General features: G+C 36.1%; 20 protein-coding genes. 8 read left to right on the forward strand and 12 right to left on the reverse strand.

The window, feature by feature from the left end; all coding sequences use genetic code 11:
* Nucleotides 1-174 precede the first annotated feature (174 nt).
* Nucleotides 175-636 (reverse strand): GyrI-like domain-containing protein, encoded by a 462-nt coding sequence (locus tag J2Y60_RS24435; RefSeq protein WP_309924675.1) that lies wholly within the window; start codon nucleotides 634-636, stop codon nucleotides 175-177.
* Nucleotides 637-725: 89 nt separating this feature from the next.
* Nucleotides 726-1070: a helix-turn-helix domain-containing protein gene (locus J2Y60_RS24440; protein WP_309924676.1), complete on the reverse strand. Its 345-nt coding sequence runs from the start codon at nucleotides 1068-1070 to the stop codon at nucleotides 726-728.
* Nucleotides 1071-1208: 138 nt separating this feature from the next.
* Between J2Y60_RS24440 and J2Y60_RS24445 the strand changes: the two genes are divergently transcribed.
* Complete coding sequence (locus J2Y60_RS24445) at nucleotides 1209-2201, forward strand: YhdH/YhfP family quinone oxidoreductase (protein WP_309924678.1); 993 nt, start codon at nucleotides 1209-1211, stop codon at nucleotides 2199-2201.
* A 72-nt stretch (nucleotides 2202-2273) separates the two neighbouring features.
* On the opposite strand, the gene glpK is transcribed toward J2Y60_RS24445, so the two are convergent.
* The 4 genes from glpK to hpt all read right to left on the reverse strand — a co-directional run bounded on the left by glpK (nucleotide 2274) and on the right by hpt (nucleotide 7475).
* The gene (gene glpK / locus J2Y60_RS24450; RefSeq protein ID WP_309924679.1) at nucleotides 2274-3764 is read right to left on the reverse strand and encodes a glycerol kinase GlpK; all 1491 of its coding nucleotides are present in this window, start codon (nucleotides 3762-3764) and stop codon (nucleotides 2274-2276) included.
* 64 nt (nucleotides 3765-3828) lie between these two features.
* Nucleotides 3829-5421: an FAD-dependent oxidoreductase gene (locus J2Y60_RS24455; RefSeq protein ID WP_309924680.1), complete on the reverse strand. Its 1593-nt coding sequence runs from the start codon at nucleotides 5419-5421 to the stop codon at nucleotides 3829-3831.
* 236 nt (nucleotides 5422-5657) lie between these two features.
* Nucleotides 5658-6737 (reverse strand): alpha/beta hydrolase-fold protein, encoded by a 1080-nt coding sequence (locus tag J2Y60_RS24460; RefSeq protein WP_309924681.1) that lies wholly within the window; start codon nucleotides 6735-6737, stop codon nucleotides 5658-5660.
* Between the two features lie 198 nt (nucleotides 6738-6935).
* The gene (gene hpt / locus J2Y60_RS24465; RefSeq protein ID WP_309924682.1) at nucleotides 6936-7475 is read right to left on the reverse strand and encodes a hypoxanthine phosphoribosyltransferase; all 540 of its coding nucleotides are present in this window, start codon (nucleotides 7473-7475) and stop codon (nucleotides 6936-6938) included.
* Nucleotides 7476-7666: 191 nt separating this feature from the next.
* Here hpt and J2Y60_RS24470 point away from each other — a divergent pair, with 191 nt between their 5' ends.
* From J2Y60_RS24470 to J2Y60_RS24480, 3 genes are all read left to right on the forward strand, one after another.
* Nucleotides 7667-8905, forward strand: a complete 1239-nt coding sequence (locus J2Y60_RS24470; protein ID WP_309924684.1) for a tetratricopeptide repeat protein — start codon at nucleotides 7667-7669, stop codon at nucleotides 8903-8905.
* A 212-nt stretch (nucleotides 8906-9117) separates the two neighbouring features.
* On the forward strand, nucleotides 9118-12054 hold the full coding sequence (locus J2Y60_RS24475; protein ID WP_309924685.1) for a DEAD/DEAH box helicase: 2937 nt from the start codon (nucleotides 9118-9120) through the stop codon (nucleotides 12052-12054).
* 28 nt (nucleotides 12055-12082) lie between these two features.
* A complete protein-coding gene (locus J2Y60_RS24480; RefSeq protein ID WP_309924686.1) occupies nucleotides 12083-12673 on the forward strand; it encodes a Uma2 family endonuclease in 591 nt (196 codons plus the stop codon).
* Between the two features lie 58 nt (nucleotides 12674-12731).
* Here J2Y60_RS24480 and J2Y60_RS24485 read toward each other — a convergent pair whose 3' ends face one another.
* The 4 genes from J2Y60_RS24485 to J2Y60_RS24500 form a co-directional block, all read right to left on the reverse strand.
* Complete coding sequence (locus tag J2Y60_RS24485; protein ID WP_309924687.1) at nucleotides 12732-15932, reverse strand: S41 family peptidase; 3201 nt, start codon at nucleotides 15930-15932, stop codon at nucleotides 12732-12734.
* 426 nt (nucleotides 15933-16358) lie between these two features.
* Nucleotides 16359-16784 (reverse strand): transcriptional repressor, encoded by a 426-nt coding sequence (locus J2Y60_RS24490; protein ID WP_309924688.1) that lies wholly within the window; start codon nucleotides 16782-16784, stop codon nucleotides 16359-16361.
* Nucleotides 16781-18709 carry an ABC transporter transmembrane domain-containing protein gene (locus tag J2Y60_RS24495; protein ID WP_309924689.1) on the reverse strand — a complete coding sequence of 643 codons (1929 nt, stop codon included), beginning with the start codon at nucleotides 18707-18709 and terminating at the stop codon, nucleotides 16781-16783. The genes J2Y60_RS24490 and J2Y60_RS24495 overlap by 4 nt, the downstream gene beginning before the upstream one ends.
* 125 nt (nucleotides 18710-18834) lie before the next feature.
* Nucleotides 18835-19869: a gliding motility protein gene (locus tag J2Y60_RS24500; RefSeq protein ID WP_309924690.1), complete on the reverse strand. Its 1035-nt coding sequence runs from the start codon at nucleotides 19867-19869 to the stop codon at nucleotides 18835-18837.
* Nucleotides 19870-19943: 74 nt separating this feature from the next.
* Here J2Y60_RS24500 and J2Y60_RS24505 point away from each other — a divergent pair, with 74 nt between their 5' ends.
* A complete protein-coding gene (locus tag J2Y60_RS24505; RefSeq protein WP_309924692.1) occupies nucleotides 19944-20708 on the forward strand; it encodes an outer membrane beta-barrel protein in 765 nt (254 codons plus the stop codon).
* Here J2Y60_RS24505 and J2Y60_RS24510 read toward each other — a convergent pair.
* Complete coding sequence (locus J2Y60_RS24510; RefSeq protein ID WP_309924693.1) at nucleotides 20705-21193, reverse strand: phosphoglycerate mutase family protein; 489 nt, start codon at nucleotides 21191-21193, stop codon at nucleotides 20705-20707. The genes J2Y60_RS24505 and J2Y60_RS24510 overlap by 4 nt on opposite strands.
* A 161-nt stretch (nucleotides 21194-21354) precedes the next feature.
* Nucleotides 21355-23130 (reverse strand): signal peptide peptidase SppA, encoded by a 1776-nt coding sequence (gene sppA, locus J2Y60_RS24515; RefSeq protein WP_309924694.1) that lies wholly within the window; start codon nucleotides 23128-23130, stop codon nucleotides 21355-21357.
* Between the two features lie 220 nt (nucleotides 23131-23350).
* Between sppA and J2Y60_RS24520 the strand changes: the two genes are divergently transcribed.
* The 3 genes from J2Y60_RS24520 (at nucleotide 23351) to J2Y60_RS24530 (ending at nucleotide 26560) form a co-directional block, all read left to right on the forward strand.
* Nucleotides 23351-24136, forward strand: a complete 786-nt coding sequence (locus J2Y60_RS24520; RefSeq protein ID WP_309924695.1) for a hypothetical protein — start codon at nucleotides 23351-23353, stop codon at nucleotides 24134-24136.
* Complete coding sequence (locus J2Y60_RS24525; RefSeq protein ID WP_309924696.1) at nucleotides 24126-24611, forward strand: hypothetical protein; 486 nt, start codon at nucleotides 24126-24128, stop codon at nucleotides 24609-24611. Before J2Y60_RS24520 ends, J2Y60_RS24525 begins: the two co-directional genes overlap by 11 nt.
* Before the next feature lie 68 nt (nucleotides 24612-24679).
* On the forward strand, nucleotides 24680-26560 hold the full coding sequence (locus tag J2Y60_RS24530; RefSeq protein ID WP_309924697.1) for an ABC-F family ATP-binding cassette domain-containing protein: 1881 nt from the start codon (nucleotides 24680-24682) through the stop codon (nucleotides 26558-26560).
* Nucleotides 26561-26691 lie beyond the last annotated feature (131 nt).

The raw sequence follows: 26691 nt of genomic DNA on the forward strand, positions 1-26691 counted from the left end.
CCGAAATGCTTCGATACCGATTTACAGATTAAGAATAGCCATTCACAATATATTATGGACAACTTTTACCCAAAATTCGGGATGACACATGTTTTTTGTAGCACGAGTTTTCAACTCGTGTAGTCATTAAATTTGACGAGTTGAAAACTCGTGCTACTGTTTTTGATACTTTAACTACTCAATTCCCAATAAAATATCCGTAACATTTTCAGAAGAAGTCAAATCTACCCACTTGATATATACCTCTCTCGTTTGGGTGGTTGGCTTATGGCCTTGTGCGAATAAATTGTTGAAAAGCTCTTTATAAACAGGCATAATGTTGCTAAAATCGCCATAATGGGTATAGGCGAAAGCTTTGAAAGCAGGATGTTCAACTAGTTCATAAGGTGAAGGAACTTCTACTGTTTGATTTCCCACAGGCAATGCAATTTCCAATGTAAATGGTTTTTCTACATCGCCTGTAGCTCCCCAATAGATAAACTCAAGAGGTGCTGAGGTGTCTAAGCCCAATTGTCCTGCTGTAGCATACAGCGTGTCAATCTCACGCACGGCAATAGCATTTACGTTTAAAAGCGTAGTTTCTGTACGATAGATAAAATACTTCTGAGCAGGTATTTCTTTTACTTGTACTTGCATGTTAATTTATATTTTGAGGTTTATGTTTTTTGTTAACAATGCAAAGTAAATAGGGCTTACTGACAACAGTATGTCAGTGCAAAAATCAATTATACATTTATTTTCAATATTTTTTCTTGATGGATTCTACCCCAACGCCTAATTTCCTTTACAATCGGATATAGTGTTTCGCCATATTCCGTTAAACTATATTCTACCTTCAAGGGTACTTCGGCAAAGACTGTCCTTATTAAAATACCATCGGCTTCAAGTTCGTCTAATTGCTTGGCTAACATTCTTTCGCTAATGGTTGGCAATGTTCTTTTCATTTCGCCAAAACGGTTTATCCCTTTTTTTATTAAAACAATCAAGGTGGTTTTGCATTTTCCCTTCAGGATTTTCATAAATACATCCGAAGGACAATCGTGTTCGATATAGTTTTTTTCTAGTATCATAAAATTAAGTACTTGATTATCAGAAGAACTGTACTTTTTGTAAGTAACTGTAAGGTTTGTAACTACTTGACTTTCAATGTTTTTTTGTAGAGGTTTACAATATAAATATAGCTTGTTTCATCAAACAAACACAAAACCATGAGCCATTCTTTTAAAGCCTTAGTGATTTCTGAAAATGCTGAGAAGCAGTATGTCAAGACTATTATACAAAGAGAGATTTCAGATTTGCCTGTAGGTGAAGTATTAATAAAAGTAGAGTATTCAGCCTTGAATTATAAAGATGCCTTGTCGTCAGTAGGAAATAAAGGTGTAAGCAAAAATTATCCACATACCCCGGGCATTGATGCCGCAGGTGTCGTTGAAGCCAGTGATTCTGCTGATTTTCAGGTAGGAGACCAAGTAATAGTTACTAGCTATGATTTAGGGATGAATACTGCTGGAGGTTTGGCAGAATATATTCGTGTACCAGCCAAGTGGATTGTGAAATTGCCTGATGGATTAACATTAAAAGAAGCCATGATTAACGGAACGGCTGGTTTTACGGCTGGTATGTGCATCAATGCGTTACTTAATCATGGATTAAATCCTGAAAAAGGGAAAGTATTAGTAACAGGCTCGACGGGGGGAGTAGGAACGCTAGCCATTGCGATGCTTGCAAAATTAGGTTTTGAAGTTGTAGCAGTCACAGGGAAACCTGAAGCCGTTGATTTTTTAAAGAAAATAGGCGCTAGAGAAATAGTCGGAAGAGAAGCATTAGACGACCAGTCGGGGCGACCATTGTTAAAATCTGTTTACGCAGGGGTGGTTGATACCGTTGGCGGGAATATTTTGGCAACAGCGTTGAAGTCTTTAACGTATGGTGGTTCGGCAGCCATTTGTGGATTAGTAGCTTCTGCTGAATTACATACTACTGTATTACCTTTTATTTTGCGTGGCAATACATTGTTTGGAATAGATTCAGCAGAATGCCCAATGCCTTTACGACAGAACATTTGGCAAAAATTAGCGACAGACTGGAAACCAAATAATTTAGCATTGCTTGCCCATGAAATTTCCTTAGAAGAAGTACCTGACAAATTAGATTTGATGTTGAAAGGAAAAGCTGTGGGGAAAACGATTGTTAAGCTATAATTTAAACAGTAGCACGAGTTTTCAACTCGTCAAATTAATGTGACCCAGTTGAAAACTCGTGCTACGGATTTATTACTCTTCCCACTCAAAGCTACGAGTGACGGCTTTTTTCCAATAATGATAAAGTTTTTCTCTTTTTGATGCCTCCATATTAGGAGTCCACGTTTGTGCAATACCCCAGTTTTGTTTCAAGTCTTCTAGGTCTTCCCAATAGCCAATGGCTAATCCTGCGGCATAAGCAGCACCCAAAGCGGTGGTTTCTATCATAGCAGGACAAACCACAGGGACATCTACCATATCTGCCTGAAATTGCATTAACGTTTCGTTTACTACCATCCCGCCATCTACTCTTAGCGAAGAAATTTCAATGCCCGCATCCTTTTCCATCGCCTCTAATACTTCTAAGGTTTGATAAGCGGTAGCTTCCAAAGCGGCCTTTGCAATATGGGCTTTGGTAACATAGCGTGTCAGTCCTACAATTACACCACGGGCATCTGCTTGCCAATAAGGGGCATACAAACCAGAGAAAGCAGGGACGAAATAACACCCTCCGTTATCTTCTACAGCATTTGCCAATATTTCAATTTCCGCACTATTTTTAATGATTTCTAAATTATCACGAAGCCACTGTACCAATGCCCCCGTAATGGCAACCGAGCCTTCCAAAGCATATTTTACAGGCTGATTTCCGAATTGATACGCTACCGTAGTGAGTAACCCAAAAGTCGAAGGCGTTATTTTCTCGCCTGTATTCATCAACATAAAACAACCTGTACCATAAGTGTTTTTGGCTTCGCCAGCGGCAAAACAGGTTTGTCCTACTAAGGCCGCTTGTTGGTCGCCTAAATCTCCTGCTACAGGTACGCCCGAAAGTACTCCACGAGCTTCGCCATAAACTTCGCTGCTTGATTTTATGGCTGGCAACATTGCTTTAGGAATATTTAATTTTTGGAGTATCTCATCGTCCCAAGCTAAGGTTTTCAAATTCATCAATTGGGTTCTACTCGCATTGGTTACATCGGTAATATGGATTCCGCCATCTGTTCCGCCCGTTAAATGCCAAATGATAAACGTATCCATATTCCCAAAAATAGCCGTTCCTTCTTCAGCATCTGCTCTCAGTCCTTCAACGTTTTCTAAAAGCCATTTTAGCTTCAAACCGCTGAAATAAGTAGCCAGAGGCAAGCCTGTTTTTTCGCGGAAACAATCGGCTCCGCCTTCTTTGGCTAAATCTGCTACCATGTTGCCAACGCGGGTATCTTGCCATACAATGGCATTGTAATAAGGCTGACCAGTGAATTTATTCCATACTACTGTTGTTTCTCGTTGATTGGTAATGCCTACCGCTGCAATATCTAAAGGTGAAAGGTTGGCTTTGCCCAATGCTAGCCCGATTACTTCCTGTGTATTGCTCCAGATTTCGTCCGAGTCGTGTTCTACCCAGCCAGCTTGTGGATATATCTGAGAATGTTCTTTTTGTCCGACAGAAATTTGATTGCCTTGTTTGTCGAAAATGATGAAGCGGGTACTGGTAGTCCCTTGGTCAATAGAGCCTATATACATTTTAAAGAGTGTTTTTGATAGTTAATTAGGTAATTGAATAAATTAGAGCGTTGTAAATTATTGATTAATTACTAATATTTTGATGATTGATAAATGTTTTTCCAGTACTTAAAAAAGCCTCTACCAAACCTTCTGATTCTTTGGCGGCTTGCGCGTCTCTTAATCCTAATCCTAACCTCCTGTTTAGCACGTCTTGGGTAGTAACAGCCATTTCTTCTTGGATAGCATATACAATCTCAGCTTTGATAAATGGATGATTAGGATGAACCAACTCTTTCAGTTCAGGCTGATTGTTCGTTAAACTTAATACTGTTGCTGCCAATGAACCATACTTTTTCATTAAGTGCTGTGCTATTGTTGGGGAAACATGATATTGGCTGACAAGTTGTTGCCAATCCTCAAAATGATACCCTTCTGCACCATGCAATAATTGATGTTCAGATGTACAAAGTACAGGTTCTTTATGCCAGATGGTTTCATAGATATGGTCAATGGTGTCTTTAGCCATTAAGCGATAGGTAGTCCATTTTCCACCCATGATACTTACTAATTGACTGCTCTTGTCAATCTCCACCTCGTGGTCACGAACTAGCGATTTGGTATCAGAACTTTTTTCAGCTTTTCCGAGCAATGGTCTTTGTCCCGCAAAACCACTGGTAATTTCTTCGGGTGTTACGTTTTTTTCTAAATAACGATTTACATAACTTAATAAGTACGGAATTTCGTATGACTCTAAGTCTGGATTTTCAGAAAGTTTATCTTCTTCGTCGGTTGTACCTACCAACAAATGGTCTTGCCAAGGAATGATAAACAATACTCTTCCATCATCCGTTTTGGGTACTAAGATAGCAGTTTCATTTTTCATCAAACTGGTAGGCAAAACAATGTGAGCCCCTCTGCTTACTTTCATCCGAGGTTTCAATTTTGTGTTAGCCATCTTGCGAATATGGTCTGCAAAAGGCCCCGTAGCATTGATAAATACTTTCGCCTGAACAGTTAATGTATTATTGCTCACATTATCTTTAATCGTCAAAGCAGTTAGCTTTCCTTCATTATCTTTTTCAAACCGAAGGGCTTCGGCATAGTTCAAAACGGTTGCTCCCAAGGCTTCTGCTTTTTGGATAATCGCTAAACAATAACGGGCATCATCCAATTGTCCATCGTAATATAATACTGCGGAGGTTAGGTTTTCTTTTTTTAGTTCAGGAATGGTTTTCAACGCTTCTTTTCTTGATAGCCATCTACTAGCACCAATACCATGATTACCTGCTATCCATTCATAGAGTTTTAAGCCAATTGTGAGGTAAATACCTTCAATCCAAGAATAACAGGGCGTTAATAAGGCTAATGGACGAGTGAGATGAGGGGCATTTTTGATAAGGGTATCTCTTTCATGGAGACTCTTTTGTACCATTTTGTACTGTTCCCAATCCAATTTTTTTACAGCTTGCTCAAGATAGCGTACTCCACCATGAATAAGTTTGGTAGACTTAGATGTAGTTTGACCTGCAAAATCAGCTTTATCAATTAACAATACTTTTAAACCTCTTAGGCTTGCATCTAATGCAATACCTGCACCTGTTGCTCCGCCACCTATGATGCACAAATCAAATTGTTCTATTGACGAGATTTTACTTAATTGTTCTATACGATTCATAATGGATAATTTACCTGAATATTAACAAAATATACTCATAAAAAAGGACTGACAGCAATAAGCAAAAATATAGGATATTTAATAATTTACAGCAATGATATGCTGTAAGTTATCTAATGGTATAACAAACCTAAATGCCATAACATTTCATAAAACATAAAAACAAAAAAGCGGCTCATCTACTTACAAAAATGTAAATAAATGAGCCGTTTGAAGATTAAATTTTTCATGAATGACTAACTATAGAATAACCACTCTATCGCTTTAGGGAATTCTTTGCCCCATTGGTCTTCGTTGTGCATTCCATCAGGGTCATACGAAAGATGAATATCCGTTTTTCTGATGCCTTGTCTCTGGAAAGTCTGCTTTAGTTTTTCCACATTTGGTAACATCATCGTTCCTTCGTCACCACCCGCATATACATAAATGTCGGTTGGCAAATGTGAAATGAAATCAATCGCATCAAAGTAAATATTAGGTGAAACCCACAGTGATGGCGAGAAAACCATCAACTTCCCGAATACTTCTGGAAACATCAAGCCTGAATAAATACTGATTAAGCCTCCTAGCGAGCTTCCGCCAATACCCGTAAATTCTCTTTCTGGGCGTGTACGAAAGTTTTTGTCAATATATGGTTTTAGCGTTTTAGCCAAAAACTGAGTATATTTTCTACCCTGTCCTTTCCCCATTTTTGGGTTATTATAGGGCGAATATTCTTGATAGCGTTGTTCACCACCGTGTGCTACTGCCACAACAATGATATCGCCATGCCCACGAGCTGCCAAAACGGCTAATTGCTTATCAATTCCCCAGTTTCCAAATACAGAACCTCCGCCAAATAAATTCTGAGCGTCTTGTAAATAAATTACAGGATAGTGTTTGTCGGATGTTTCGTAATTATGAGGCAAAAGGATATATACAGCACGCTTTCTATCAAACTGCGGCATCTCAAAAGCATCAGAAATTAAGCGGATTTCAGGCATTAAATCCCCCGAAAGATTTTCGCCATCTAGTCGCCAGTGTGGTACAAAGTCTTTTAGAACTCCTGTTTTTACTTTAGATATTCTGTTGGCTGTAGGTTTACCAAATTCATCTAATTCTACTTGATTCCATCCTCCTTTGGTATATTTATACTCAAAGCTTTCTGGCAGTTTGATATTATCTGGTAACTTGAATTCATATTTTCCGTCTTCAACTTTGTTTAAACGGAATTCTTCTTTATTGGGCAGCCATTCGTTGAAACTCCCTGAAATAAATACGGGTCTATTGTCTTCAACGGGGGTTGTTAGCTCAAAATATAATACGCCTTTACTCATTAGTGATTTATTTGTCGAACCACAAATTTAATTAATAATATTTGCTTTTTTATAACAATATTCCAATATAGAATATTGTGTGTAACAAGCTGAGCATCAGTTATGAGACCTTTCTTTTCGATATACAAGTATTATAATGCAACTATTGTACCAAACGCATCCTTGTTCTTTAGCGATAGTCTAAAGCTTTGTACTGCACTATTCACACAATACATACAAATCTGCCAGATTTCTTCCTAATCCATCATAATCTAACCCATAGCCCAATACAAATTTATTCTCCAAATCAAATCCGACATATTGCACATCAATAGGCACTTTTAAAGCTTCTGGTTTTTGAAAAAGCGTAGCAATTGACAAAGAACTTGGATTTTGAGCCAACAATTGTTTTTTGATTTCAACCATCGTTAGTCCAGTATCGATAATATCTTCAATAATGATGATGTCTCGATTTTCTATATTTTCAGTTAAGCCCAAAATCTGATGTACTTTCCCTGTAGATGCTGTTGCTTGATAAGAAGAAACTCGCAAGAAAGTGATTTCGCAACTTACCGATATAGATTTCATCAGTTCAGCAGCGAACATGAATGAGCCATTCAGAATAGCTAAAAACAAAGGTTGTTTTCCTGTATAGTCTTGGTTGATTTCAGTAGCAAGGGCATTGATGCGCTTTTCTAAAATGCTTTGTTCGATAAATACTTCAAAATGTTTATCGTGTACTTGTATCGTGGATTTCATAAATACTTGATTTCTAATTTGTAAAAATACGCTAATCTATAGAGCTCGCCAAATCATTAGAAAGCAAGTAATTACTCTTGTGAATAGAATATCTGGATAAATGACACTTTTTAATAATGCTTTTCGTTGTATCATTCGTTAGAGCAATACTTAAAATTTCCTTAAATTTACATCCAGAAAAGACAATCACCATGAAAAAAGTATTTGATTTATCGATTTATATAAAAGTATTCCTCTTGTGCAGTTTGTTGGTTTCACAACAGCAAATGGCTAACGCACAATGGTGGAAAGATACAGAGAAAGCAGAACAGGAACGTTCAAAAGGAATGCTTTTGCTTACGACAGAAGTACAAATAGAGGCGACACAGGCTATTAATCACATGTATAATTTCAAGTTTTATGAAGCCGAACGCGAGTTTAATTATTTGAAAGTAAAATATCCCGACCATCCGCTCCCTGAATTTTTATTGGGATTGATGGAGTGGTGGAAAATTGTGCCTAATACTGAAAATGTCATTTACGATGAGCGATGTATAGAATACATGGATAAAAGTATTGAAAAGGCTGAGAAAATATGGGATGATTCTGAAAACCCCGAGGCGGCCTTCTTCATGGCGGCAGCCTATGCTTTTAAAGGACGTTTGCATTCTGAAAGAAAACATTGGACGAAGGCTACTTTTGCCGCAAAAAATGCACTAAAGTACCTTGATAGGTCAAGAAGTTTCTCTGATTTTAGTCCAGAATTGATGTTTGGTGATGGTCTTTACAATTATTACTTCCATTATGTAAAAGAGAATTATGCCATGCTTCGTCCAGTACTTTGGTTGTTTCCTAAAGGAGATAAACCAAAAGGAATCAGTCAGTTAGAAAAGGTAAGTTATAATGCTTTTTATACCCGTACAGAGGCACGCTACTTTTTGTTACAGATTTATGGACTAGAAAACATGAATGAAAAAGCGTTGAATTTGTCAAAATACACGTATGAGACGTACCCAGACAATCCGTTTTTTCAACGATTCTATGCTAGAAGTGCCTTTGTTGCTGGTCGTGTTACTGAGGCTAAAACCATTGCCAAAAGTATTTTGCAAAAAATAGACGAGCATTATCCTGGTTATGAAGGCGTGAGTGGTAGATATGCTGCTTATATTCTGGGTTATTATGCAATGAATTATGATAGAGACAACAAAGAAGCAAAGACGTATTTTCAAAAAACAATAGACTTTGCTAAACAAACGGGGTCGACTAATTCTGGTTATTATTGGTCATCGATGATAGCCCTAGGAAAAATAGCTTCGCAAGACCAAGATTATGATACTGCGATAGAGTATTACAAACAGGTAATAGATGATTCTGAGCGAAAATCTTCCCAAAGAGAAGAAGCAAAAAAATTACTAACCGAAGCAAAAAAGGCACGAAGGAAGAAAAAATAATTAAAACTAAAAAAAGTCGCTTTATAGAATAAAGCGACTTTTTTATTATCAAGCCTTAAATTTGTGATTAATTATTTGGTAAAACTCATCAAGTTTAGCTATATTTAGGATTCATTATCTTAAAAAATAATGATTTCTTTGCTTTATTGAATAACTTTTTTAGTTAACTAAAACCTCTACTTGGTCAAAAAAATGAATTTGACTAATCTATCATGAAAGTTTCTACTTCTCAGCCATTTCAGATTATTTATTCGATACTCAACCACGAGTACCTCGGCTATCTCTTTGAGGCCTTTGTCGTTCAGTTAGATGACAAACAAGAATTGACTTTGCTCAACCAAAATGTTTCGATAAAAAACATCAACGAGTTTGCACACGGCTTAGACGAAAACGATTTACAGTTAGTAAAGCTCATTGATTACCTTCAATCAGAAAATATTTATAAAAAATTCGTTGGCTCAAAAAAAAGAACAGTCGTTGATTTTTTCTTGAAGGTATATGATCAGCAAAAAGGAGAGAAGGCTTTACAAGAAATTATAGCCTCGTATGTAGAAAAAATAAAAGCAGAAATGTTGCCTTTGTTGCTAGGCAAGCAATTGTTTATCATGGGGGGAGACGGCAACCCCATCTGGCAAAAAGTAGAAGTATTGCCCGAAAAAGCAACGGTATTTTTTCATTTTATGCGCAATGAAGAAAATACTCATTACTATCCTACGATTAAATATGAAGGGGAAAAAATAGATTTTCAATATAAGAATGCCTACATCGTTTGTGACGAACCCGCATGGATGATTCTTGAAAATAAGCTTTATCATTTTGCCAAAGAAGTAGATGGTAAAAAGCTAAGGCCTTTTTTAAAGAAAAAATTTATTGTAATACCCAAGACCATTGAGGAAGATTATTACCGCAAATTCGTTACATCTATCATCAGTATGTTTGATGTGCGACCGAAGGGTTTTAAAATTTTGAACGAAAAATATGCCGTTATTCCTATTTTAAACCTAGCCGAACAAAAGAGTCATCAAACAGTATTGGTTGAAGCGAATGATGTGGATGTTCAGAAAGAAGAAGATGTTACATTAGCCATTAGCCTGTCTTTTCAATACGGGAAATTCACTTTTAGATTCGATAGTTTTTCTACCGAAGTAAATGTGAGTATGGAAAAAAATGGAGACGATTATGTCTTTCATAAAGTAGAAAGAAATTTGACGTTTGAGAAAGCTACTTTAGCAAAGCTTGAAGCGTTGGGCTTAGAACTGAAAAATGGGCGAATGATTCTCCCTAAAAGTGATGCATTGGCACTCATTCAGAAAAATTATGCTGAACTAACAGCGACAGGTTTCACCATAGAACAGAGTGTAGAAGAGGATGCTAAAAAATATTTCTTAGGGTATTCAAATATTGAAGTAAATATTACCGAAGGGAATGATTGGTTCGATATTCATGCGATTGTTCATTTTGGTGATTTTGAAATTCCTTTTCTGAAACTCAGAAATTTGATTTTACAGAAAAAGAGGGAATTTACGTTACCCAATGGTGAAATCGCTGTGATTCCAGAAACTTGGTTTACTCAATATTCTGAGCTTTTTGCTTTTATTGAACATCATTCAGAACGAGATGGCTTTATCTTGAATAAACACCATCTTTCATTGGTGCAAGATTTACAAAGTGAGTCATTGGCATCGGCAGTGTTGAGTAGAAAGTTGGAGAAACTGAGAGATTTTGAAGAAATGCAAACCTATCAATTACCCAAAGGCTTTACTGGTAGTTTGCGTCCCTATCAAAAAGCAGGATACGATTGGATGCGATTTCTGAATGATTATCATTTTGGCGGATGTTTGGCGGATGATATGGGCTTGGGTAAAACCGTTCAAACCCTTACATTGTTACAATCACAAAAAGAACAGAAGAATAACCAGCCAAGTTTGTTGATTTTACCTACTTCCTTGATTTATAACTGGGAGATGGAAGCACGCAAATTTACGCCAGAACTTAGGATACTGACTTATACAGGCACTTATCGAGATAAAAATATTGAAGTTTTTGATAATTATGATGTAGTCCTTACCACTTATGGCATCATCAGAATTGATATTGATTTACTGAAAAACTATCGGTTTAATTATGTGATTCTGGATGAATCGCAGGCCATTAAAAATCCATCTTCTTATATCACTAAAGCCGTAATGCAATTGAATTCTCGGAATCGATTAGTATTAACGGGAACGCCTTTAGAAAATAGTACAATGGATTTATGGTCACAGATGACTTTTATTAATCCGGGGTTATTAGGCTCACAGCATTTTTTTAGAAATGAGTTTCAAGTGCCGATTGAAAAAAAAGGGGACGATGTGAAAATGCAAAGGCTTTATTCCATCATCAAGCCTTTTATGCTGAGAAGACATAAGTCGCAAGTTGCTACCGAATTACCTCCTAAAATTGAAAGCATCCATTATGCTCAGATGACAGAGCAACAACAAAAGGAATATGAAGAAGCAAAATCGTATTTCAGGAACTTAATTTTAGAGCATATCGAGGAAGCAGGTATGGCGATGTCACAAATGGTTGTGTTGCAAGGCTTGACAAAATTACGTCAATTGGCGAATCATCCACGAATGACCGAACCTGATTATCAAGGAGATTCTGGTAAGTTGGAAGATGTGATGGAAAAGCTAGACACAATTCTAGAAGAAGGGCACAAAGTATTGATATTTAGTCAATTTGTAAAGCATCTCGATCTGTTCAAAGAACGCCTTGACCAAGAATCAAGAACGTATGCGTATTTAGATGGAAGTACCCACGACCGACAAGCGCAAGTAGAGAAGTTTCAGAATAACGAAGACATACAGATTTTTTTAATTTCTTTGAAAGCAGGAGGACTGGGATTAAACCTCACAGCGGCTGATTATGTATTTATTTTAGACCCTTGGTGGAATCCTGCTATTGAGGCTCAAGCAATAGATAGGGCGCATAGAATAGGTCAAATAAATACTGTTTTTACGTATAAATTTATTACTAAAAATACTGTTGAAGAAAAGATATTAGCATTACAGCAAAGCAAACAACGCCTAGCGAACGAATTGATTACAACGGAAGAGAGTTTTGTAAAATCCTTGACGAAGGATGATGTATTGGCTTTATTGGAGTAGATAAGTAGAACTTTTAATATAATATAAAATGATAACGTCATTAAATGATATTGATTTAAATGGGCATTATACTTATGCAGACTATGTTAAATGGCAGTTAGATGATTATATAGAGCTGATTAAAGGAAAGATATTCAAAATGTCACCAGCTCCTCTAAGTCAGCACCAAGTATTGGTTCATCGGTTGGATGTTGAGCTAGGATATTATCTCAAAAAGAAGACTTGTCAGGTCTTTCCTGCTCCATTTGATGTACGTCTTACTACCAATAATCTTCTTTTAGATGAACAAATTACGACAGTTGTTCAACCTGATTTATGTATCATTTGCGACCCATCAAAAATAGATAGAAGGGGTTGTATAGGTTCGCCAGATTTAATTATTGAAATTATTTCAAGCTCGACTGCCAAAAGAGATTTAGATGATAAGTTTCATTTATATGAAGAGTCTGGCGTAAAAGAATATTGGGTTGTTTTCCCTGATGAGCAAGTCATAAGTGTTTATCTGCTCGACGAAACTATTTCTGAATATCATTTATTGAAGCATTACGAAAAAGGAGAAAAGTTAAAGGTTAATATTTTGGAAGATTTAACAATAGACTTGAATGATATTTTTGATTAATAAAAAAGCCGTAACCAACAAATTGTTGATTACGGCTTTTCATTTTTACTAAACAATTTTATTTTTTAGCATCAATATCCTTCAATAGTGTTTCCACTGCTACTTTCAATTGTTCGTCAGTTCCTTTGGCAATCCAGTCTGGTGTGTTTTCAACGATAACATCAGGAATGGCAGCACCTAACTCTTGGTTTTTATCAGTTGTTTTAGTGTACCAACCTCTTCCCGGCAATCTAACAAACGAACCATCCATTAATGATTTTCCTCCTGTTGAAATTACCGAACCATTTGTTGGTAAGCCTACTAATTTACCTATGCCCAAAGATTTGTATGCGTGCGAGAAAATCTCAGCATTAGAATAACTTCCTTCATTACAAAGAGCAATTGATGGCTTTGTCCAAGCAGCATATACCAAGCGTTCGCCTATTGGATAATAGTCTCTAAATTTTTTCTTGTCTTTCTCTAAATCAGCACTTGCTCCTCTTGGAATAGTATAAGCATGTTGTTTATAATTTAAAATAGTCATTAAATAATCCGTTGTCGACCCTCCGCCATTATAACGAACATCAATCAAAATACCTTCTTTACCATAACCAGCAGCAGTGAATTCTCTTTCTACGACTTCAAAACTAGGGAAATCCATGCTTTTGATATGGATATAACCTAGACGACCATTCGAGAATTTTTCTACTAATTTCTTTCTGCCTTCAACCCATTCATTGTATAAGTTATCACTAATGCTTTGTGTAAGGCGTACTACTACTTCTCTACTTTTACCTGTGGCATCAACTACACTGACGATTACTTTTTCGTTCGCTAATCCATTTAACAAACTATAGAAGTTTTCGTTTTCACTAACTTGTTGTCCGTTGATAGCAGTAATGGTTTCGCCTTCGTTAATGACACTCTTAATTTTTGTTACAGGTGTTTCTGGTACAACATGGTTTACTTTCATACCCGTTGGCGTTGGAATAAGTTCTGTTCCTAACAATCCAGTCAATTCTCTCTGCGTTTCAGCACGGTCTGGTGCGGTTAAGCCCATGTGGCTAGAATTTAATTCACCCAATAGTAAATTAAACATATCTCTAAAGTCATTAGAAGTACTAGCATTGATACAACGCTCTTTGTATTTATCATGCAATTGTACCCAGTTGTTTCCGTGGAATTTAGGGTCATAAAAACCATCACGAATGGTTCTCCAAGCTTCTTCAAATACCTGTGTGCGTTCTGCCAAATAGTCTATTTTCATTTTGGCAACAAACGGCATTGGTTCAGACACACCCGTTTTTACATCAACGCGAGATAAACTACCCCCCATTTTTGTATAGTAGATGTATTTACCTTCCTTATCTAATGTTAGGTTATTAGGATTACTGCCACCTTTGGTAATTTCTTTTAATTCTTTCCCATCCCATTTGACACTGTATAAATCTCTGCCTTTTGCCGAGCTAGTTGATGTAGTATAAAAGAATGTTTCACCATCTTTTGAAATCACAAAATCGTTTTCATCTCCAGGGAAATTGGTTACTTGTACTACTCTTTCGTGAATATTATCAAAATCGATAACGATTGGTTTTACACTTTTTTTCTCTGGTTTAGCATCAGGAGTAGGTGCTTCTTTTTCTTGCCAGTCTTGTGTTTCTTTTTCCCAATCTTCTTTTTTCAACCATACAAACCAAACGTCAGCACTACGACCAGCACTTCTTTCAGAAACAAAACCTAATTTAGAACCATCAGCACTCCAGAATGGATTGCTATCACCACGTGGGTGCATACTAACATTGACAGATTTGCTTGAATTATCAGCAGTTCTGATATACACTTCTTGGTTATAATATAAATCAGATTGACTATAAGCGATGTATTTGCTATCAGGACTCCAAGCGATGTCTGAAGGATTATTCCAACCTTCTGATAAGATTTTTTCGTTCGTTAGTTTTCCATCAGCACTAATATCAGCAACAATAAAGTTGCCTCTGCCTCTTACGTAAGCAATCTTTTTGTTATCTGGTGAAACTGTAGGAGAAGTCTCGTCGTCTGGCGTTTTAGTAAGTTGTACGATTTGATGTTTCAACGATTTGAAGATATTTCGTTCAGCACCATCAGCAGAATTTACTAGATACAAATCAAAATTGCCATTGTTACGGTCACTAGTAAACAACAAAGTTGAGTCATTCAACCAAGCTGGTGAAACGTCACGGAAAGCATGTTTAGAAACATTAATGCTTTTTGTTTTTTCCTTATCAGCTTCCTTGATGAAAATTTCTCCACGAATGCTATAAGCAAGTAATTTACCGTTCGGAGAAACTTTGTAATTATCTAGACCAGTAGCCAATGTTTTTTGTTCTGATGCATCAAAACGCTCATCTGCATTGATGATTACATTGATTTTATCAATGGCACCATTCGCAATTTTATAGGTGAAAAGTGCCATTTCTTTTTCAAATACGATAGTATTACCATCATTTGAAATACTAAAATGACGAATAGATTCATCTTTAAATTGCGTCAATTTTTTAGGAGTTCCTACGGCTTTGCCTTCGTCCGAAATTTTGATTTGGTATAAGTTATACGCTCCGTCAACGCTACTCAAAAAGTAAAGTAAGCCATTCTTGCCCCATTGAGGAATGATGTCGTTGGTATCAAAAAGGGTTATTTTATTAAAGCTCTTGTTTTTGGTATTGTACATCCAAATATCTCTGTTCGAGCTACCATTATAAGCCTGACGAGCTACAGGGTTAATGTCTCCACGGACAAAGGCTACCAATTTTCCATCAGGTGACAGCACAGGGTCGAAACCAACGGCTTCTAATAAACGAGACTCTGTTCCCCCTTTGGGACTAATCGTGTAAACTTCTTGTGGGCGTTCAATTTGTTTAAATTCACGGCTTGTAGAGAATAATATTTTATCGCTCTGTGTCCAGCTAGCTACTACATCTTGACTTGAGTGATAAGTCAACCGTTTAGGCAAGCCACCTGTTGCAGGTATTACAAAAATATCGTTATTGCCAAAGCGAGTACCTGAGAAGGCTATTTGCTTGCCATCTGGACTAAAAATAGGATTACTCTCGTAGGCTTCATGAATGGTAAGCCTTGTCGCATTCCCACCTGAGCTTGGTACAGTCCAGATGTCTCCTTGATATGAAAATGATACTACCGAACCGTCATTATTAATACTTGGTTGGCGAAGTAACAGCGGGCTTTGAGCTATAGTACTTCCTGCGGAAAGCAATGAAAAAAGTAATAAGAAATGTTTTTTCATGAATTTGTTAATGATTTGATGAAGATTTAAGCCACAAATAAGTAATAATTTGCCAAATTAATAAATTATCAAAAGAATATTCGCCCAACAGCCCTTTTTATGCGATGTTTGCTTTAAGATACAAGAGGCTAGATAGAAGACATTAGACACTAAGATTTATAATCGGGAAATAGGAGAATATGAAATAGAAGAATGATATAATTATTTGAACATTTAAGGAAGAAGGGACTAGTGTATATTTATAAACAAAATTAGGCTATCCATTTCTGAATAGCCTAATAATTCTGACAAAGAAAAACTTATTTCTAACTCCATTCTTCTTGTTCAAATATCTAATGCCTTCTAGTCTAAAATGTAGTAATCTCTAGTCCAAATATTTAGTCTAGCGTCTTCTAGTCTAAAATCTAGCGTCTTTTAGTCTAAATGTCATCGATTACAAGCCTTACAAACCCCTTGTACTAACAAATTAGTCTCAACACGTTTATATCCTTCGGGCAGAATAAAATTAGGAATCACCACATGATCTAAACAAGTTGTTAAACCACAAGTAGTACATTTAAAATGCACATGGTCGTGGTGATGAGTATGGTCTTCTGAATGGCAATTGTCTTTACAAAGTGCATATTTAATACTACCCTCATCGTCCAGCACTTTATGAATTAATCCCTTATCTACAAAAGTTTTTAATGTTCTATATACCGTTACTCTATCAAACTGTTCAGTTAATTGCGATTCCACATCTGCATGAGCCAAAGCATGTTCTTTGCTCATAAAAACATCTAAAATACCTTCACGACAGTCTGTTTGGCGAAGGTTATATGATTTTAATGTGTCTTTTATTGCTGGTTTCATTCTATTATCATTGCATTTTCAAACTGCAACTTTACTAAGTTAGCATAAATTCCTTCATCAATCAAGACCAATTCCTCATGTGTTCCTTTTTCGGCTACTTTGCCATCTTTCAATACATAGATTGTATCTACATTACGAATAGTTGCCAAGCGATGGGCAATAATTATTGTAGTACGGTTTTGCATCAAGCGGTCTAAGGCATCTTGTACCAATCTTTCAGATTCTGAATCTAGTGCACTTGTTGCTTCGTCTAACACCAAAATGGCAGGGTCTTTTAAAATCGCACGAGCAATGGCAATACGTTGACGTTGCCCACCCGAAAGTTTTACGCCACGTTCACCCACAATCGTTTTAAAACCTTCAGGAAATGAATTGATAAAATCTAAAGCATTTGCTTTTCTGGCAGCTTCAATGACCAAATCCTCTGTTGCTTCTGGATTACCATAGGCAATGTTTTCATAAATTGTGCCACCAAAAAGCATTACTTCTTGCGGTACAATGGCTATATTTTTTCTTAATTCTGTAATATCAAAAGTGTTGATGTTTTTACCATCTACTAAAACTTCTCCTTTAGCAAGATGATAATAACGCATTAATAATTGCACAATGGTTGATTTTCCAGCCCCCGAATGACCAACTAAGGCTATTTTTTCGCCAGATTTTACAGATAAAGAAATATTCTTCAACACTTCCATATCTGGGCGAGAAGGATAATTAAAAGCAACATTCTTGTATTGAATTTTAGGGATAGCAATCTCACCATTCGCTTTCGCAGGTGATGGAATAACGGCTGTTTTCGGAGCTGTTAAGTCAACAATTTTTACTTCCGATTCTTCATCCAAAATTTCTAAAATACGTTCAGAAGCACCTACTGTTTTCTGAATCTGGGCATACATATCGCCCAAACCACCTACAGAACCTCCGATAAAACCTGTGTAAATGATAAATGTGAAAAGGTCTTTGAAAGATAATTCGCCTTGCAATACCAAATTACCACCATACCATACTACGCCCACTACGCCACCAAACAGTACGAAAATGATAAACGAAATAAAGCCTCCTCTGAAAGTGGCAGCCTTTAAGGCATAATCTACTACTTTTTGAACAGATAATCCATAGCGATGTGCTTCTAGACTTTCATTCGTAAAAGCTTTTACAACATTGATAGACTGTAACGTTTCTTCAACAATGATGTTAGTAGCGGCTAGTTCGTCTTGTACTTTTTTAGAATTTTTACGAATAAATCTCCCAAAAACAATGGCAGCAATGACCAAGAATGGGAAAGTAAGCAACATAAAAAGCGTTAGTTTGCTCGATAAATAAGAGATTAATACAATACCACCGACTAAAGTAAATACTTGACGAAAAAGTTCTGCCAGTGTAATAGATAGGATATCTTGTAGCTGACCAATGTCTGTTGTAATTCTACTCATTAATTCACCCACACGATTTTTTTCAAAAAAAGGAACTGGTAACGTAATGATTTTACTATATAGGGCATTGCGTAAATCACGCATTGATTGTTCAGAAACCCTTGTGAACGTATATACTCTAAAAAATGAGAAGATGGCTTGTAGAATAAGTAATCCAACAAAGATAAGGGTTACTTCATTTAACGTAAATCTTGGAGCTTCATGAAAAACGCGTTGTAGTTTATCCGTCATCATACCAGTACTTATTCCCGAACCTGAGTCTGGCATCTGTTGTGGCGAAACGATTGATCCCACCATCTGACCCATCAATAAAGGGATACTCATCGTAGTAATCTGTGAGAGAATCAGAAAGATGAAACCTATTAAAAATGTGCCTTTATAGGGAAGGGTAAATCTAAAAATCTTGAAGGCCTTCTGAAAGCCTTCTTTACTTACTTTTTTCTTGTCTTCTGGAGAAACCTCTGCTCCAAAATTGCTACTTCGCTTTGCCATTTTTTGGTTTAATTACTAAAAAGCTATTAATTTAGTTATGATTGAGTAATGGTTATTTAATTACTCCTTATATCAGCATTCGGACTGATAGCTGATATCCGAAAGCCGATGACTAACGGCAGAAATTACTCTTCCTCGTCTGGTAATCCTTTATAATGAGACTCTTCAAAAATCTTCTGGGCATTTGTTTCCTTCATCAATTGTTGAATCGTCAGTTTATCATTTTCGTCAAAATATTTTCCTACAATTCGCCAGCCTAACCAACGACCGATTCCTCCTGGACAAGATGCTCCAATCTCAGGCGTTGTAGGTCTATCCATGATATACTTTGCTTTGATAGGGTCTTCATTGGTATACAATAATTTATTATCAATAAAATGAGCCCAAATATCTTTTTGGAACGTATAACAGTCCGTTAGTTGTGCGTCTGAATAACCAATAAACAGGCTGTCAGCCTTTGATGGCATCATCGTATGACCAAAAACATAACTTTTTCCATACCAAACCATATCTGCTAATAACGATTTTTCAGAAGGTTTGGTTGCATTATATTTGGCAGAAAGTAAAAGCACAGCTTGTGGCACAATAGCATGAGGAGAAGCTTTCCTTAATTGATAGTCATAAATGTCTGGTAAGAATTTCCCTTTTTTTCCCATGAAATAATCTAATCCGATAATAATTAAAGAGTCCGAAATTATTAATTCTGGACTACTTAGGATATCCTGCGCAAAAAAACCTGTAAAAATTGTAATAATTTTAGGCTCTTTGAAGTCAGGATAATAATATTTCAGGTGCTGAAAAGCTTCTTTAAAATCATCTTCAAGCTCGGTATTTCCAAAAAAAGCTGGTTCTTGAGACTGTTTATAAAAGTCTTGAAAAGCCTGATTGGTGATTACTGGGAGTAATCTTTCAGCTAGTTTATCAAAGTCTTGTGGTAAAACTTGAAAGTAAGTACTCACAAAGCTTTTATGTGCATTGAAGAAATTTATTAACTGATTTTTGTCTTTACACGCAAGTAAATCTTTGTCAAGTCGTTGAATAGCTACATTTACTTTTACCGAACTAACGTCGGGTTCAGAAGAACTATCTTGTTCGGAAGTACAAGCAAAAACTAAGCTTGAAAAGAGGAGGATAATGTAATATTTATACTTTTGAAGCATAAGTTTTTTAGATTAATAGTTTTAAGCAGTAGTATTCGTCTAAGTTTCAAAACCATATTTAACAGTACAAAATTATGAAGAAAAACGCATTTTTAGTCCTTTTTATTCTGTTGATGATAACCAGAGGTTACGCTCAAAATTACGGATACGGTTCTGGATATGGCGGAGGGTATCGTAACGGGCTATATAAATTAAAAATAGGGTTTAAATTTTCACCCACTATTACACTCAACGAAGTAGATGCTTCAAAGGAGTTCCGTAGTTTTGATGCTTCGGGAATCAACCTGAAAATGAGCTTAGGGCCTGTGATAGATTGCTATTTTGCCGAAAAATATGCTTTTAGTACGGGACTGTGGTATAGTGTCAAAGGAGTTAGTTATGCTGTTGGAAGCAATTTTTATGATAATGATTTGTTTGGTACGTATCCCCTCACTGCCGATGAGCATATAGGAAATAAAGCGGCTTATAACCTGCAATATTTACAAGTACCCGTTACACTCAAGATTTTTAGTGATGGAGTTTTTTCAGATACACCTGTTTATTTACAATTTGGAGGTACGTTCGATTTAAAAATTGCCGAAAAACCCATTGATAGAACCTCCAATCCACTTTATCAATATAGCCAGCGTGTAGCAAATCAGCCCGATGTTTTTAGTTTGGGAGATATCAATCTGTTATTAGGATTTGGGATTGAAAAGCGGATAAATGGTGGAGACGACTCTTTTATATTTGGCATTCAATACCAAAGAGGCTTAACCGAAATTAATCACACCAAGGGTTATAGCAATTTAATTACTAAAAATGGGTTGATTTCGCTAGATTTAGGCTTGAAGTTCTAATACTTTTCAGCCTTGAACTCAACAAGTTTTTTGTCTTTTATTTTTACGACATACAAATTGTCATATTCGCTTTCTGGAATTATTTTTAGCTCAAAGTTTGCACCCAAAAGCCTAACAATTTCAGGAACAGTATTCGAATGTCCAATGATTAGAATATTCTTACGAGGCTCAACTTTATCCAAAAAATGGGCATTTCTAGCGCTATAAATAGTGGTATCTATGTGATTATTGATACGGAGAGAGTCGCCAGTCTGTTGAACTCTTAGGTATTCAGTAGCATAAATTTTAGTGATTTTCTCATTCGCTAAACGCTTGGCAAGTTTACCAGCACGTTGATGCCCCGAAGTACTTAAAGGACGAAAATGGTCATCACCTTTATAGACTAAATCTTTCTCTGCATGGCGAACCACAAAAACTGTAGAGACTTTGCTTGTACAAGCAGACAAGAAGATAACAATTGCTAAAAAGGGTATCCATTTTTTCATAAGAATAATCAATTAGAAATATAAATTTGGAAATCGGATGTAAGCTGTCGGCTATCAGTTTTTAACAATAGCTTTTAACGATTGTAATTTACCTAAAACCAAAAACATAAAAAAGGGCTTCTCGGTTTAAAACCTAAGAAGCCCTTTGTATATTTCAACATCTATTTGAATTCAATCACTTCTGGCATTAAAGCCATGATACCTTCACGGGCTTTCAAGTCTTGAATTTGTTTTACATAAGGTGCTAATTCACCAAATTGTGCTTTCATGATTTTAGCTTGTGCTTCTTCCTCTTTTTTCTCGAAAACCTCTTCAAAGAAAGATTTTGGTTGTGGATAAAACTTCGCTTTATAATCACCATCTTTTAGTTTTGCTTTTTTCGCTGCAATCTTAATCGCATCGTCCAAGCCTCCTAATACATCTACCAAACCATTCGCTTTTGCTTCTATTCCCGACCAAACGTGTCCGCCTGCTAATGATTTCAATTTCTCAATCGTCATTTTTCTACCTTTTGCCGCTTTAGAAGTAAAGGTTTCGTAGCCTGCGTCTACACTTCTTTGAAACCAATCTTTTTCAAAATCAGTCATTTCACGCGTAACTGTTGGGAAATCAGAATGAGCATTAGTATTTACACGGTCGTTGGTAATACCCAATTTATTCTTCAAGAAGTTTTCAAAGTTGAAAAACTGAGCAAAAATCCCGATAGAACCTGTAATGGTGGTTGGTTCAGCAACGATAGTATCAGCCGCCATTGCCATGTAGTATCCTCCAGACGCTGCGTAGTCTGCCATTGAAGCAATCACAGGTTTTACTTTTTTGGTTAATTCTACTTCACGCCACATAACATCAGAAGCTAATGATGAACCCCCTGGGCTATCAATTCTTAATACAATGGCTTTTACTTTTTTATCTTCGCGCGCTTTACGAAGTTCAGCTACCCAGTCGTCAGAGCCAATATTTCCTTTATCTGCTTTTGCTCCGATAATCGCTCCTTCACCTACAATTACGGCAATTTTGTTTTGAGACTCGTTAAAAGGAATAGCAGATTCTGCTTTTAAGAATTTTGAAAGACCTACAAAGTCAATTTTATCTTCTGTTTCTTTCTTTAATTTCTTCTTGAAATCAGCCTCAAATTCATCGTAATATCCCACATCTGTCACCAATTTTGATGCTAAAGCTCCTTTAGGTTTGTAGGCAATTAATTCATCAGCAACCTTTTTCAACGTTGCAACGTCGATGTTTCTTGATTTTGCAATTTGCTCAAAGATATGATTGTTGATACTGTTTAGTAGTAATGAGTATTGTTGCTTATTGGCATCACTCATGTTTTCGCGTAGATATGGTTCAACCGCTGATTTATATTCGCCTACTCTGAAAACTACGGGCTTGATATCTAGTTTATCTAAAGCACCTTTATAAAAACTTACTTCAGCACTGATACCGTTAAAATCCATTCCGCCCGCAGGGTTCAAATAAATTTTATCAGATACCGAGGTAACATAATATCCTTTTTCAGTAAATGATTCGCCGTAGCTATAGATAAACTTTCCAGATTTTTTGAAATCTAACAGCGCATTGCGGATTTCTTCTAATTGAGCATAGCCTGCCTGAGGGTAATGGGCTTGTAAATAAATCCCTTTGATATGACTATCAACAGCTGCACGTTTCAAAGCCTCTCTGATTTGAACCATACCAATGCTTTCATTATTGTCCATGAATGCTCCACCTAAATCCTTGAAAGGATTTTCATCGTCGCTAACATTTTCAACAATGCTATGATTGAGGTCTAATTTTAAAACAGAATTATCCTTAAGCGTAGTTTCGGCTTTAGAAGAGCCAACTGCGGCAGCAATACCAATAATTATAAAAAGGCTAACAATAGAGAAAACTATTAATCCGACTATGGTAGCTAAAACATATTTAAGAAATTGTAACATGAGTTTTCGTTTTGGTTTTAATACTTACAACCTACAAGATTAAGAACTTTTATGCTAAGTCGTAAACCCAAAAATAAATTGACTTGTTTCCAAAAAAAAGTTTATGTGTTCAATGGAGAATTGGCTTGATAGGAGGGTGTATTAAAGAAAACAGAAATCCAGAAAGGATTGTTATTGACAAAAGTATTTGTCATTTCGTAAATTTGTATATTTGTAACAAATGGAAAAATTCGGAGATATAGAGATAAGAGTTATTGGTAACTATGGTAATATCAAGCTTTCACCAGAAAGTTATGATATAAAGGAGATTTCTTTGCTTCTGCAAAATGTTGAAGATTTACTCTATCCGATTAATAAAAAAGACAGACCTCTAATTAGTTATAATCTTGAAGAAGGTTCGGTAAGGAATGTCTTTAGAACTGGTCTCCAAGCTATCATCAGTTTAAGTGCTGTTTTAACTCAAATCAACAATGTTAATTCAATAGACTTTTTAGAATTGAAAACAGCTCAAGCTATTGAGAATATTCAAGCATTATCAATACAAAAGAACTATGAATTTGAGTTTAGAACTTCATTAAAAAAAGAAAATGAAGTAGAATTAAGAATTACCCCACAAACGAGTTTTGTTAGAACAAAAAATATCTGGGTAGATGCAGAGCTATATTTTTATGGCACTCTTACCAATGCTGGCGGGAAAAGTAAAGCTAATATTCATATCGATACTCCAGATTTTGGCTCTTTAACAATAGATACATCAAAGACATTTTTGGAGGGTCAAGAAGAAAATATGCTATATAAAAAATATGGTGTCAGGGTATACGGAAAACAAAATATAGATACAGGCGAAATTGATAAAAGTACTTTAACGCTCTTGGAGTTAATAGACTTTAATCCTAAATATGATGATTCATACCTCAATGCTTTAATTGGTAAAGCAAAAAAGAATTGGAATGGAATTGATGCAAATGAATGGTTATTTAATTTAAGAGGGACGTATGAATTATAGTGTTTTGTTAGACACCAGTTTCTTCATTAGATTATTAAATGATGAAGACCCATTACATACTAATGCAAGAGGGTATTTTAAATATTTTCTTGAACAAGGAGTTATCTTAAAAATATCTACTATTTCTATAGCAGAGTATTGTGTTTTGGGTTCAATTAGTGAGTTACCTTTAAAGAATATTCAGATATTACCATTTAATTTGAATCATGCTAAAAGAACAGGAGAGTTTGCTAAGATAGTTTTTACCGAAAAGGGTAAAACAAGAGAAGAATTAAAACCTAGAACTGTTATACCAAATGATTCCAAACTTTTTGCTCAGTCAGATACTGAAACGTCAATCAATTATTTTGTGACTTCTGATGCTCGTTCGTTAGCAATCTATAATATCCTTAAAAACGAAACCAAATTGAATTTTCACATTATAGATATTAACCATTCTCATAGTGAAGTTTTTGGACTGCTAGACCTTAAGTAATTAATTCCTTTCTACCTAATTCCCTCAACTCTCTATCCTTTTACAGCTTTAGTTCCTACCTTTGTAGTATGAATTATTTATCAGCAGAAAATATCTCGAAAAACTACAGCGAAAGGTGGTTGTTTCGTAACATAAATTTTGGTATCTCGAAAGGAGATAAAGTAGCTTTAGTCGGACAAAATGGAGCAGGGAAAACTACTTTAATGAACATTCTGGCAGGATTGATTCCTTCAGATGAAGGAACAGTAAGTATCCGCAAAGGTATTTCAGTAGGGTATCTTTTCCAGAATCCAGATTTTAATGAGCAATTAAGTGTAATGGATACACTTTTTACGGGCGATTCTCCAGCCAATCAAGCCTTAAAAATGTATGAAAAGGCGATGGAAAATCCAGAAGATTCAGACCTTTTGTCGGATGCTTTAGAAATGATGGATAAGCACGATGCTTGGGATTATGAAAGTAGAGTAAAGCAAATTTTAGGTAAACTAGGTATCCATGATTTCGAGCGTAAAATATCTCAACTTTCGGGCGGGCAACGCAAGCGTGTTGCCATGGCGAAAGTATTGATAGAAGAGCCCGATTTGATGATTTTCGATGAGCCTACCAACCACTTGGATTTAGAAACGATAGAATGGTTGGAACAAACGCTTTCTGCTCAGAATATCACCTTGCTATTGGTTACTCACGACCGTTATTTCTTAGACAGAGTATGTAATAACATTGCTGAATTGGATAACGGAACGATTTATCCTTACCGTGGAAATTATAGTTATTTCTTAGAGAAAAAAGCTGAACGTGAAGCCTCGGAAGCGGCAAGTATTGATAAAGCAAAAAACACGTTAAGGACAGAATTGGAATGGATGCGTCGCCAACCGAAGGCTCGTGGTACAAAAGCGCAGTATAGAATTGATGCTTTCCATGAGTTGAAAGAAAAAGCTTCGCAGTCTAAAGATGATTCAAAAGTTACTTTGAATGTAAAAATGTCTCGTCAAGGCAGTAAAATTCTTGAAATTGAGGGATTGAATAAAGGATTTGGCAACCAAAAGATTGTAGAAAACTTCTCTTACATTTTCCAACGTAAAGACCGCATTGGTATTATTGGTAAAAATGGCATCGGGAAATCTACTTTCTTGAACATGATTACGCAAAACCTAAAGCCAGACTCTGGTAGCATTACTACGGGCGAAACCGTAGTATATGGTTATTATACCCAAGGCGATTTAGATTTTAAACCAGGCGATAAAGTAATTGACGTTATCAAAGATATTGCGGAGGTAGTGACGGTAGGAACGGGCGAAACCATTTCTGCAAGCCAGTTTTTAACGCACTTCAAATTTGAACCAAAGGTTCAATATGCAGCAGTTGATAAACTGTCTGGGGGAGAAAAGAGACGTTTGCAATTGATGAAAGTACTTATCAAAAATCCAAACTTCTTGATTCTTGATGAGCCTACTAACGACCTTGATATTCAAACGTTGAATATCTTGGAAGATTTTTTGATTGCCTTTGGAGGGTGTCTATTATTGGTTTCTCACGACCGTTACTTTATGGATAAATTGGTTGAACACCTTTTTGTATTTGAAGGCGATGGACAAATCAGAGATTTCCCTGGAAACTATACTGACTATAGAGAATGGTTGGAAGAAAACGAAATTACTTTAGGCGAAAAACCAAAAGTAAAAAGCGAGCCAGTTTCAACGAATAATCATAAGCTAGAACCTTCTGTTCAAGTTTCAACGACGAAAAGGAAACTTTCTTTCAAAGAACAAAAAGAATACGAAGATTTAGGCAAAGCCATCGAAAAAGCAGAAAAAAAGAAAGCAGAATTAACGACACGATTAAACAATGGCGGTAGTTATGAAGACTTAACTGCTTGGGCAAAAGAAATAGAAGAAATCAATAATGATTTGGATGAGAAAGAATTAAGATGGTTAGAGCTTTCGGAATAAGGTAGGGGCTGTCGGATTTCGGAGGTCAGCTTTCGGATAAAACATGTGTCATCCCGAATTTTGGGTAAAAGTTGTCCATAATATATTGTGAATGGCTATTCTTAATCTGTAAATCGGTATCGAAGCATTTC

Origin of the sequence: Arcicella sp. BE140 (assembly GCF_031456255.1) — a bacterium.
Lineage (GTDB): Bacteria > Bacteroidota > Bacteroidia > Cytophagales > Spirosomataceae > Arcicella > Arcicella aquatica.